Here is a 12,073-nt window from a genome sequence, read left to right on the forward strand (position 1 = left end):
TATTGCGCGCTGAGTGCGGTCGCGAGTCCATCGTGGCTGATTCGAGTTTTTTCCGGGGGATTATATGAACAAGCAGGAGCTGATCGCGACGGTTGCCGACACGTCCGGGCTGGTAAAAGCCGACGCGGTCAAGGCGGTCGAGGCGGTGTTCGACGCGATCGAGGCATCGCTCAAGAAGGGCGACGAGGTTCGCCTGGTCGGTTTCGGCACGTTCTCGATCTCGAAGCGCAAGGCGTCGACCGGCCGCAATCCCCGCACCGGCGAGCCGATGACGATCAAGGCCTCGACCCAGCCTAAGTTCAAGGCCGGCAAGGGCCTGAAGGACGCGGTCAACTAGGACCGGTGTCGATAGGGCTGGACAGGTGGACGGGGTCTGCCTAAAGGCCCGCTTCCGAACGAGTTTCGGGCGCGTAGCTCAGTGGTAGAGCACACCCTTCACACGGGTGGGGTCGCTGGTTCAATCCCAGCCGCGCCCACCATATTTACGCCGGTCCCTTCGCACGAAGGGGCCGGCGTTGCTGTTTCTGTAGTGCGTCGGGATAGGGTGATTTGGCCAGAGGCATAGTTAAGCCTCGTCCGTCATCCTGACGAAAGTCAGGACCCAGAGCCACACTGTGCAACGCCCGTTACCCTGGATCCTGACTTTCGTCAGGATGACGGAGCGGCTTTCGTGGCGCAGCGTGCGGCAAAGATCAGTCCTTCGTACAACATGACAGCTTCTTCATTAGGCTGGTTCGTTCGATCGAACTAAACGCCGCTCGTGGTCCAGTCCCGACTCCTCGACATCGCGATCAGCGAATTCGGCACCAAGGGGTTGGAGGGGGCGAGCACGCGCGGGATCGCCGCGGCGGCGGGGACAGCGATGTCCTCGATCACCTATCATTACGGTGGCAAGGAGGGCTTGTACCTCGCCGCCGCTGACCGGATCGCCGAACGCATGTCGGCCGTCATGGGCGACCCGTCCGAGCTATCGCACGACGTCGCAGCGGACGACGCCAGCGAAGCCCGCGCCCAGATCCACCGCATCTTCGGCCGGCTGGCGGACAAGATGGCGAGCAACGAGAGCGCCGACTGGACGCTGTTCGTCCTGCGCGAACAGATGAAGCCGAGCGAGGCGTTCGAGCGGATCTATGGCGGCGTGATGGGCCAGATGGTGCGCAGGCTCAGCGATCTCGTCTGCATCGCCACTGGTTGCGCCGAGATCCGCACCGGCAGGATCGCGACGATCACCTTGATGGGGCAGGTCATCACGCTGCGGGCGAACCGCGCGACCTGCCTCAAACTGCTCGAGCGCGATACGCTCGAACCTAACGACATTCTCGATATCAAGGCGCGGATCGACGCCAATATCGACGCCATTCTCGATTCGATGCGTGCTGAAGAACAGGGCCAGGCATGACCGACCAGATGAACCACTCCGACGCCAACCACGACGACGAGGATCGCAAGGACGATCCGAACGGTGAGGATCAGCAGTCCGATGCCGACCAGCAGGACGAGTCCGAGGACGACAAGAAGCCGTCGGTGTTCAAGAAGCCGATCTTCTGGATCATCCTTGTCATCGTCGTCGGCGGACTGATCATCGGCGGGGTGCTCTACTGGCTGCACGCGCGGCAGTTCGAGTCGACCGACGACGCGTTCGTCGACACGCACATCGTCCGCCTCGCGCCTCAGGTCGCCGGCACCCTGGTCCAGGTCGCCGATATCGACAACCGGCATGTCGAGGCGGGTCGCCTGCTTGCGGTGATCAAGTCGTCGGGCCGCCACGCGCAGGTCGTCGAGGCGCAGGCGAACGAATCGCAGGCGCGTGCGCAGTTCGCGCAGGCGCAGGCACAGGTCACCGCTGCCGAGGCGCAACGCCATCAGGCCGCCGCACAGGCGCGCGTACCGATGGCGGCCGCCGTGAAGGCCCAGCAGGATCTCGCGCGCTACGAGGCGCTGCTACGGCTCGATCCGAGCGCAGTCGCGGGCCAGCAACTCGATCAGGCGCGCGCCACCGCCCGCCAGACCGCCGCCGATGCCGCCGCCGCCCGCGAGCAGATCGACACCGCCACCGCGCAGATCAGCGTCGCCAGGAAGCAGGTCGGCGCGGCCAAGTCGGTGATCGACGCCCGCCGCGCGCAGGTCGATCAGGCGAACGTCACGATCGGCGATCTCCGCGTGACCGCGCCGGTCGCAGGGCAGGTCGTCAATCGCTCGGTCAACGTCGGCTCCTATGTCGCGCCCGGCACGCAGCTGATGGCGATCATCCCCGACAAAATGTGGGTGACTGCGAACTTCAAGGAAACGCAACTTACCTTGATGCGGATCGGCCAGCCCGTCGACATCCACGTCGACGCGTATCCCGGCGTCGACTTCAAGGGCCACGTCGACTCGATCCAGCGCGGCGCCGGCCAAGCGTTCGCCCTGCTGCCCCCGCAGAACGCGACCGGCAACTATGTGAAGGTGGTCCAGCGCGTGCCGGTGCGGATCGTGTTCGACGCGAAGAACGGCCCCGATCCGAAGCGCTATCCGATCGGTCCCGGCATGTCGGTGGTGCCGACCGTCAAGGTCCGCTGAGGTGGCGAAAGCTCCTGCGAAAGTCGATGCGGGAGGCGGTCACACGTGGTCGCCAAGCCGGTCGGCGGCGGGCAAATACAGCCCGTGGCTGATCGTCGCGATCATCTCGATTCCGACCTTCATGGAGGTGCTCGACACCTCGATCGCCAACGTCGCGCTCGATCATATCTCGGGCGGGCTGTCGATCACCACCGATCAGGCGACGTGGGTGCTGACCAGCTACCTCGTCGCCAACGCGATCGTCATCCCGATCTCGGGTTGGCTGTCGGACGCGATCGGCCGAAAGCGCTATTTTCTGCTGTCGATCGCGCTGTTCACGCTCGCATCGCTTCTGTGCGGCCTTGCTCCCAACATCGGGACGCTCGTCGTCGCGCGCGTGCTGCAAGGCATCGGCGGTGGCGGACTGGCGCCAGTCGAGCAGTCGATCCTCGCCGACACCTTCCCGCCCAAGCAACGCGGGATGGCGTTCGCCGCGTTCGCGATCGTCGTCGTCGTTGGCCCCGTGCTCGGGCCGACGCTCGGGGGCTACATCGTCGAATATTCGAGCTGGCACTGGGTGTTCCTGATCAACGTCCCCGTCGGCATCGCCGCGTGGTTCCTGGTCGAGACGTTCGTCGACGAGCCCGACCAGGTGAAGAAGGACCGCGACGAGCGCTTCAAGAACGGCCTGACGATCGACTATGTCGGCGTCGCGCTGGTCGCGCTCGGGCTTGGCTTCCTCGAACTCACCTTCGATCGCGGCGAGCGCGAGGACTGGTTCGCGAGCGGCTTCATCGTCATGTCGGCGATCATCGCCGCGGTGTCGCTGGTCACGCTCGTCATCTGGGAGCTCAACCACAAGGACCCGGTGATCGACCTCAAGCTGATGAAGAACCGCAACTTCGCGCTGACGATCGGCGTGATGGGCGTCACCGGAATGATTCTGTTCGGCACCACGCAGTTGATCCCGCAGATGCTGCAACAGGTGCTCGGCTACAGCTCGCTCGACGCGGGTCTCGCGCTGACCGCCGGCGGTCTCGCGACGCTCGTCATGGTGCCGTTCGCGGGCCGGTTGAGCGGGCTGGTCGACGTGCGCTTCCTGCTGTTCCCGGCGTTGCTGGTGCAAGCGTTCGCGCTGTGGAACATGAGCCACCTGACCGCCGACATCGCGTTCTCCGACGCGGCGTTCGCGCGGCTGTTCCAGGCGATGGCGCTGCCGTTCCTGTTCGTGCCGATCAACGCGATCGCCTATGTCGGGCTCAAGCAGACGCAGACCGCGCAAGCCTCGAGCCTGCTCAACGTCTCGCGCAATCTCGGTGGGACGATCGGCATCTGCTTCGCGCAGACTCAGCTCGCGGGCGGATTGCAGCGGCATCAGTCGGAACTGACGCAGACGCTCAACCAGCTCGATCCGAATTATAACGACTGGATGCAGAAGGCGACGAGCGTGTTCGGCGGGCAGGGCGATTCGACGACGCCGCTGGCCGTTCTCTACAGCCAGATGCAGCGGCAGGCGACGATGCTCGCGTTCCTCGACGTGTTCCGCGCGATGATGGTGGTCGTGCTGTGCGTCGCGCCACTGGTTCTATTCATGCGCTCCGGCAAGACCGGCGGCGCGCCCTCGGGAGGGATGCATTGATGCGTGCGCGGTTCATGGTGGTTGCGGTTGCGGCCCTGCTCGCGGGGTGCACCGTCGGCCCTAACTACACGCCGCCCGAGATGGCGGTGCCGCCGGCGTTCGTCGGTCCGCAGGCCACCGTCGGTGCGACCGTCGATCCGGCGCGCTGGTGGTCGGCATTCGGCGATCCGCAGCTGGACGGCCTCGTCGACCGCGCGTTGAAGGGCAATCCCGACATCGCCATCGCCGCCTCGCGCGTTCGCCAGGCGCGGTTGCAGGAGATCGTCGCGCGCTCGCAAGGATTGCCGAGCGTCAATGCGAGCGCCAGCCCGAGCCATATCGAGTTCAGCAAGAATGCCGGCCTGTCGTCGATCGCCCGTGCGTTCAGCGGCGGCGCGGGGGCAGGCGGCACCGGCTCGACCGGCGGCATCGCACTCCCCGGCAGCGGGATCACGACCTATTCCGTCGGGTTCGATGCGAGCTGGGAACTCGACCTGTTCGGTGGTGTCCGTCGCAGCACCGAGGGCGCGCGGGCGCGGACCGAATCCGCAGTCTGGTCGAAGCGCGATGCTGCGGTGACTTTGGCCGCCGAAGTCGCGCAGGCGTATTTTGCGCTCCGGCTCGACCAGGCGCAGCTTGCGACGATCGAGGGCGAGATCGCCAACCAGCAACGCGCGCTGACGATCGCGGGCAACATCGCCAAGGTCGGCCTCGTCCCGCCGATCGACGTCACCCGCCAGCGTGCCTCGATCACCTCGACGCAAGCGCGCGCCGAACCGGTCCGTGCCGATGTCGACGTCCGCATGCACGCGCTGGCCATCCTGCTCGGGGAGCCGCCCGCGACGTTGATGACCGAACTCGCAGCGCCTTTGGTAGCACCGCTAGGCGTACCGTCGATCCCGGCGGGCCTGCCTTCCGAGCTGTTGCGCCGCCGCCCCGACGTACGCGCGGCCGAACGAGATCTGGCGGCCTCGACCGCGGATATCGGCGTTGCGGTGGCGGACATGTATCCGAAGTTCAGCCTCACTGGCATGGGCCAGCTGATCTCGACCGCGCTCGGCAATCTATTTTCGGGGGACAGCCTCCAGCTGACCGCGTCCGGTGCGGCGCAGTTTCCGTTGCTCGACTGGGGCCGGCGCAAGTCGACTGTGAAGTCGCGCGAGGAGGACCGCCAGCAGGCGTATCTGCGCTATCGCTCAACCGTGTTGCAGGCGTTGCGCGACGTCGAGGACCCGCTCGCACAGATCGCGGCCGAGCGTCGCCGCAACGCAGCGTTGCAGCGCGGGGTAGTTGATGCGCAGAGCAGCGCGAACGCGGCGGAGTCGCAATACCGGACCGGCTTCGTGGCGCAGAATACGCTGCTGAATGCTGAGACGGACGTCCTGACGGCGCGCGAACAGCTGGTGTCGAGCGATGCGCAGTTGCGGCAACTGACGGTGGCGTTGTTCAAGGCACTGGGGGGCGGTTGGGAGCAGGCGGAGTAGGAGCGCGCTTCACCCCGTCCGCTACCCACACCTAATTGTTCTCCCGCGAAGGCGGGAGCCCAGACTGGACTCCCGCCTTCGCGGGAGAACAAGGTAGTTGGAGAACCGTACCCACCCTCAGCAAACCACCCCGGCGAAGGCCGGGGCCCAATTGGGAAACGTCGGTAACCTAGGTGTGCGCTTCACCACTGCGACCTTGCCAATTGGGCCCCGGCCTTCGCCGGGGTGGTAGTCTTTTCGCGTAAGGCGCTTTTAGCAAACGGTCGGTGGTTCACAAAGGAGGGCGGCCAAACGACCGCCCCGAATCACTTCTTCTTATTCTTCCGCGCCGCGTACTTCGCGTCACGGATCGCCTTCTTCTCGGCGTCGGTCAGCTCGACCTTGGCCTCGGCCTCGCGCTTCTTCGCAGCAGCGGCCTCGGCTTCAGCCTTTTTCACAGCCTTCGCCTCGTCTTCGGCGGCACGCTTGGCAGCGCGCTTCTCGCGCTCGGCCAATTCCTTGGCCTCACGCGCGGCGAGGCGCTCGGCAACGACGGCTTCGTCGATCGGCGGCTTGGCACGCAGCGCTTCCAGCGCCTTCTGCTTGGCGGCGGCTGCGCTGCTCGTGCGGTCCTGGAAACTGGGGTCCTTGAAAGAGGCCATTGTCGTCGAATAATCCTGTAATGATGGTCTGACCGCTCGGACGCAGGGTTGCGCGAGCGGTGACGCTGGCAGCGCCTGTAAATCATCGCGCGCCGGATCGGAAGAGATGTGTTCGATAGCGCGGTTTTCAACCCCGTAGGGCGGCAGCATCCCAATCGACCGTCATCGAACCGTCACATCATAGTCATGCAAGCGTAACCCAAATCGCATCGCAGCGTCATCTGGCCAGCCTAACCGCCATGTCACGGTCGACAGGGGGGAGCCTGGGTCGATCCGAACAATCAACGGTACGACTCGGGAGTCCTTCGCATGACCAGCTTTACTCGCCTCGGCACGATCCTGCTGACCGGCACGGCCTGCCTCGCACTCACCGCATGCGGTGGGGCCGACGACGTCGCCTCGCCGGGCGCTGGCACGGTGATCATCACGCCGCCCGCCACGCCGACGCCAACACCTGCCACCCCGACGCCCACGCCGACGGCGATTACCGCCGCGCAGTTCGCCTCGACCTCGGGCGGCCGCTCGGACGGCACGATCACGATCAGCGCCGACGAGCAGCTTGCGATCGTCAACGCTGGCACCAACAACAACGTCAGCGGCACCAACGTCCTGACCGGCGTGTACCCGACCGCCGCGACGTCCGCCACGACCGCGACCGACCCGTCGTCGATCAACCCGTTCTTCACCAGCACGAACTTCGTCGGCGCGCTGAACGGACCGTCCGACACTGCGTTCCAGGGCTGGACCTGCAACTCGTCGTCGGCGCAGTTCGGCGGCAGCACGACTGCGAGCTGCACGGCCGTCCCGAGCATCGGTGCTTATAGCGCTGCGACCTCGGTATGCCCGACGGGTACGATCGACGATGGTACGAACGAAACCAGTTCGGCGCCCGCAACGCGCCGCCTCTGCCGTCTGCCGACGCTCATTACGACGAGCCTGACGCTGCCGAAGATCGCTGGTGTCGTCTACCGCCTGCGTGGCCAGACCGAAGTCGGCGCCGATGTCGGCACGACCGGTGCGGATACCGGCGTGACGCTGACGGTCGCGCCAGGCGTGGTTGTCGCGGCGGACTCGACCGAAGTCACCGCCGATCTCCTGCTCGTCAACCGCGGGTCGAAGATCAGCGCCGTTGGTACGCGCGATGCGCCCATCATCTTCACGTCGCAGCAGAACCTGACCGCCAACGGCGTCAGCGATGCGACGCAGGGCCAGTGGGGCGGGATCATCCTGCTCGGCCGCGCTCCCGTCGCGGTCTGCGCCACCGGTACCGGTCCGAACAACGCTGGCGGCACGAGCACGACCTGCCAGCAGGCGATCGAAGGCGTCACCGGGCGCTTCTACGGTGGCCCGACCGCCGCGGACAACAGCGGCACGATGCAGTATGTCCAGATCCGCTACAGCGGCATCGCGATCAGCGACGGCAACGAGCTTCAGGGCCTGACGTTGGGCGGCACCGGTTCGGGCACGACGATCGATCACGTCCAGAGCCACAACTCGGCCGATGACGGCATCGAAATCTTCGGCGGCACCACGAACGTCCGGTATTTCGCGGTCACCGGCGCGGACGACGACGGCTACGATATCGACAACGGCTATCGCGGCTTCATGCAGTTCATCATCGCTGCGCAGAAGATCACCCCGGCGACCGCCGACTCGTTCTCGACCGAGATCGACTCGAACGCTGCCGAGGATCTGCTGCCGCGGACCTTCGGCCAGTATTCGAACTTCACGTTCGTCCAGACCGCGCTTGCGCCGGCCGCGATCCGCCAGCGTGGCGGGTCGGACATGCGCTTCATCAACGGGATCGTGAAGACACCGGCGACCGTCGCCTGCCTCAACCTGATCGCGCAGGAAACCAGCCAGGCCGATCGCTCGACGATCCGCGCCGCCGATGCGTCGAAGCAGGACGTTGGCCCGCCGATCTTCACCTCGGTCTACTTCAACTGCAACGGCCGGTAAGCCTCCGGTCGGCTCTCCGCAGTCGATGATGTGAGCAGCGATGCCGGGGCGGTTCCAAAGACCGCCCCGGCATTCGCCCATAGACCCCTGATCTGGATATTCGGCCATGCAAACGCGCTTCGGCTATGCCACCTTACTTCTCCTGACCTCGCAGCTGGTCGCGCCGGCCGCGCTGGCCCAAACTGGTGGTGCAGCACCGGCTCCCGCCGCGCCGCCCCCCGCCTCGACCACGCCGACGGGGCCTGTCTCGACGCCGGTGGACACGTCTGCGCCACAGGCCGCAGGTGCACAGGCCGAAGTGTCGACGCCTGGCTATGATCCCAATGGCGGCGAGGACATCGTCGTCGTCGGCCGCAACATCCCGAATTTCGTCCGTGCGACGCCGCAGGTCGTGTCGGTCCTGTCGACCGAGGACATCGCCCGCACCGGCGAAGGCGACATCGCCGGCGCCTTGTCGCGCGTTACCGGTCTCAGCATCGTCGGCAACGGCTTCGTCTATGTCCGCGGTCTCGGCGATCGGTACTCGTCGTCGCTGCTCAACGGTTCGCCCTTGCCGAGCCCCGAGCCGCTACGCCGTTCGGTCCCGCTCGACATCTTCCCGACCACGATCGTCGGGTCCGCGCTGGTCCAGAAGACCTATTCGGTGAACTATCCCGGCGAATTCGGCGGCGGCGTGATCAACCTCACGACCAAGACGATCCCGGACAAGAACTTCCTGTCGTTCGGCGGCTCGGTTTCGGCCGACACCGCGACGACCAGCGAGCTCGGCTACACCTATTACGGCGGCGATAAGGACTGGATCGGCTACGACGACGGCACCCGCAAGGTGCCGAGCTTCATCAAGGATGCGTCAAAGGGCAACGGCAACATCTCCGCCGCGCAGGCCGCCACGCTCAGCAACGCCTCGACCTCGCTGCTCCAGCGCAACAATCAGCTTCCCGCCAATTTCTCGGGCGAGATCAGCGGCGGTACGGTGTTCGACATCGGATCGGGCCGGCTCGGCGTCATCGCATCGGTCAGCGCGAGCAACACCTTCCGCACCCGCAACATCACGCAGCAGGATTCGGTCACGCCCGAGGGTCTGCTGCGCAACGATTTCCAGACCCTGCTGACCGACAACCGGATGGTCGCCAACGGGCTCCTCGGCATCGGCTACGAGTTCGGCGAGAACAGCGTCAAGCTCACCAACGTCTACATCCACGATACGCTCAAGCAGGCGCGCGGGTCGGCGGCGACCACCTACAACAACTCGAGCGGTCTGCGTTTCCAGCAGAATACCAACTGGTTCGAACGCCAGTTGTTCGAGACCCAGCTGGTCGGCGCGTTCAAGCCGGTGGACGCGCTGACGCTCGACGTCCGCGGCGCCTACGCCAACTCTAAACGCAACGCGCCATACGAGCGGCAGTTCGATTACCTCTGCTCGAACACCACCACGACCGGTCTGCCGATCACCGTGCAGGATCCGAACGGCACCGGGGGCGCGCAGTGCAACGGCGCCTATCAGGTGACGCAGCGCTTCTCGCCGTTCGCGTCGATCATCTTCAGCGAACTGAAGGAGGACCTCTACAGCGGGCAGGCCGATCTGGCCTACAAGCTGTCGACCGCGCGGCCGGTGACGCTTTCGACCGGTTATTTCTATTCGGATACGAAACGCACGTCGTCGCGCCTTCAGTTCAATTACCAGACGCCACGCGGTGGTGGCACCGCGCCGGGCTATCCCTACAATCTGCTGCGCCCGGACTATCTGCTCGCGATCGACACGAACGATCCGAACAACTCGCTGGAGCTGCAGTTCAACACCCCGCTCGGCGCGTACCAGTATGACGCGTCGCTGCGCATTCATGCAGGCTATGTCCAGGCCGAAGCCGAGGTCGCCGACGGTATCCGCGGCACGATCGGCGTCCGCTACGAGACGGCGGACGAGCGGGTGACCCCGATCGATTCCGCGACGACGCGCCTGAAGAACGACTATTTCCTGCCGGCTACCACGCTGACCTGGAATTTCGCGCCCGACATGCAGTTTCGCGTCAGTGGATCGAAGACGATCTCGCGCCCGCAGTTCCGCGAGCTTGCGCCGCAGCAGTTCCGCGATCCCGAATCGGATCGCCTGTTCTTCGGTAACCCGCTGTTGCAGGATACCAAGCTGTACAATCTCGACGCACGGTACGAGTGGTTCTTCGCGCGTGACCAGCGCTTCACGCTCGGTGCGTTCTACAAGCGGATCGACAAGCCGATCGAGCAGGTCGGTTTCTACACCGGTGCCGACGATCGTCTCCAGACCGGCTTCACCAATCTGCCCAAGGCCAAGCTGTACGGCGGCGAGGTCGAGTTCCAGAAATACGTCCCGCTCGACACGCTCGGCAGCGATTTCTTCGCGACGCGCCGCCTGCTGTTCATCGCCAATTACACCTATACGAACTCGTCGATCACGGTGGACGACACCTGCGTGCCGAACGTGGTCGACCAGACCACGAAGGTCGCAGGGTGCGATACCGGGTTTGCGCCCGCGACGGGCAATTTCCGTGACGGCGCGCCGCTCACCGGTCAGTCGGATCACTTGGTCAACGTCCAGCTTGGATTGGAGGATACCAAGCGGCTGTCGCAGATCACGCTGCTGTTCAACTATGCCAGCGACCGCGTGACGAACCGCGGCCCGTCCAACCTCGGTGGTGCGGGCTTCCTGCCCGACATCATCGAAAGGCCCGGCATCCGCCTCGATCTCGTCGCGCGCCAGGGCATCGAACTGCGCGGTGCCAAATTCGAGGTGAAAGCCGAGGCTCGCAACCTCACCAAGATGCGGTTCAGCGAAGGCCAGACGTTCGAGAATGGCAACAAGGTGTACATCAACCGGTACAATCTGGGTCAGGTATTCACGCTGGGTATCAGCACGACGTTCTGATGCGGACTGACGGCGGGTGACCGCCAGTCGGTAACTACCTCCCCGGCGAAGGCCGGGGCCCAATTGGAAAGCGCCGAGTAACGTAGCGCGACCTCGGTTAGCAACGCTGCCCAATTGGGCCCCGGCCTTCGCCGGGGAGGTGCTTAACTTTTCAGACGAGATCGAGATCGCTCGGCAAGTCCGCTTGCCCTGTTCTGACCGGCTAAGCCTTACTCAGCTCAGCCTAGCCCCATGCCTTCTCGCGAAACCACTTGGTGATCACATACTTGACCCCCGACCGTACCTTCATCCCGTGATGCAGCGTCGCAGGGTTGAGGCTGCCATCCGCTCGCCGGTTGTTCCACGCGAGCAGTTTGCCCGTCTCCGGCTGAACGATCTTGTCGATCGCCTTGAAGCGCGTCGCACCGCCCGCGTCTGGCCGGTTCAGGTAGATCATGACGGTCCACGTCCTGTTCCCCGCGACGCCGCAATAGCGCGTATAATCCACCCCGTTCGGCTCGAAATAATCGGTATGCCCCTTGAACTCCTGGCCGACCGCATAGCGCTGGCCCTGCAGCGGCTCGCCGTGCACCGGGTCGAGTCCGGTCAGCGCCGCGATCCGGCGCTCGACCTCGATCGCCACGGGATCAAGCGGCGAAAGATCGCCCGTCTCACTCGTCCGATAGCTCGCGTCACCGTTCGAATCGGAGATCGTCGACGGCCGCCGTACCGCATCGATCCGCTCGATCAGCGCCGCGCACAGGTCGGGCGGCAGGAAGTCGCGCCGCACGAACAGGTCGAGCTTCGGGCTTGGTACGCGCTGCACGCCGGGCACGGACAGCCGCGCCAGGATCGCTGCGGGGGGCAGGCCGGAGCCACTGGACGGGAATGTATCGGACATGCGCGTCTTCTGCCCATCGCCGACGCGATGCGCTACCCTGTCCGTCATCTCGGC

The 12,073-nt window shown here is 65.2% G+C and carries 9 protein-coding genes and 1 tRNA gene; 8 read left to right on the forward strand and 2 right to left on the reverse strand.

Translation table 11 applies throughout. From position 1 onward, the window contains the following. Positions 1–64 precede the first annotated feature (64 nt). From ASF09_RS02920 to ASF09_RS02945, 6 genes are all read left to right on the forward strand, one after another. Positions 65–337, forward strand: a complete 273-nt coding sequence (locus tag ASF09_RS02920) for an HU family DNA-binding protein (RefSeq protein WP_056048186.1) — start codon at positions 65–67, stop codon at positions 335–337. 67 nt (positions 338–404) lie between these two features. Beyond that, positions 405–479: transfer RNA gene (locus ASF09_RS02925), tRNA-Val, on the forward strand. A gap of 281 nt (positions 480–760) precedes the next feature. Then, positions 761–1,399, forward strand: a complete 639-nt coding sequence (locus ASF09_RS02930; RefSeq protein ID WP_060524417.1) for a CerR family C-terminal domain-containing protein — start codon at positions 761–763, stop codon at positions 1,397–1,399. Then, a complete protein-coding gene (locus tag ASF09_RS02935; RefSeq protein WP_060524418.1) occupies positions 1,396–2,559 on the forward strand; it encodes an HlyD family secretion protein in 1,164 nt (387 codons plus the stop codon). Before ASF09_RS02930 ends, ASF09_RS02935 begins: the two co-directional genes overlap by 4 nt. A gap of 1 nt (position 2,560) precedes the next feature. Beyond that, positions 2,561–4,177, forward strand: coding sequence for a DHA2 family efflux MFS transporter permease subunit (locus tag ASF09_RS02940; RefSeq protein WP_060524420.1), 1,617 nt, complete (start codon positions 2,561–2,563; stop codon positions 4,175–4,177). Beyond that, the gene (locus ASF09_RS02945; RefSeq protein WP_060524422.1) at positions 4,177–5,640 is read left to right on the forward strand and encodes an efflux transporter outer membrane subunit; all 1,464 of its coding nucleotides are present in this window, start codon (positions 4,177–4,179) and stop codon (positions 5,638–5,640) included. The genes ASF09_RS02940 and ASF09_RS02945 overlap by 1 nt, the downstream gene beginning before the upstream one ends. 305 nt (positions 5,641–5,945) lie before the next feature. On the opposite strand, the gene ASF09_RS02950 is transcribed toward ASF09_RS02945, so the two are convergent. Beyond that, entirely contained in the window at positions 5,946–6,431 is a 486-nt protein-coding gene (locus ASF09_RS02950) for a DUF6481 family protein (RefSeq protein WP_327196536.1), read from the reverse strand. Positions 6,432–6,590: 159 nt separating this feature from the next. On the opposite strand from ASF09_RS02950, the gene ASF09_RS02955 reads away from it, so the two are divergent. Both ASF09_RS02955 and ASF09_RS02960 read left to right on the forward strand, forming a co-directional pair. Beyond that, on the forward strand, positions 6,591–8,240 hold the full coding sequence (locus ASF09_RS02955; protein ID WP_060524424.1) for a hypothetical protein: 1,650 nt from the start codon (positions 6,591–6,593) through the stop codon (positions 8,238–8,240). Between the two features lie 106 nt (positions 8,241–8,346). Then, the gene (locus ASF09_RS02960; protein ID WP_060524426.1) at positions 8,347–11,139 is read left to right on the forward strand and encodes a TonB-dependent receptor domain-containing protein; all 2,793 of its coding nucleotides are present in this window, start codon (positions 8,347–8,349) and stop codon (positions 11,137–11,139) included. A 223-nt stretch (positions 11,140–11,362) separates the two neighbouring features. On the opposite strand, the gene ASF09_RS02965 is transcribed toward ASF09_RS02960, so the two are convergent. Continuing rightward, positions 11,363–12,019 (reverse strand): prolyl hydroxylase family protein, encoded by a 657-nt coding sequence (locus ASF09_RS02965; RefSeq protein WP_060524949.1) that lies wholly within the window; start codon positions 12,017–12,019, stop codon positions 11,363–11,365. Positions 12,020–12,073: the final 54 nt, after the last annotated feature.

The sequence above is a fragment of the Sphingomonas sp. Leaf242 genome, from assembly GCF_001422045.1.
Taxonomy (GTDB): Bacteria; Pseudomonadota; Alphaproteobacteria; order Sphingomonadales; family Sphingomonadaceae; genus Sphingomonas.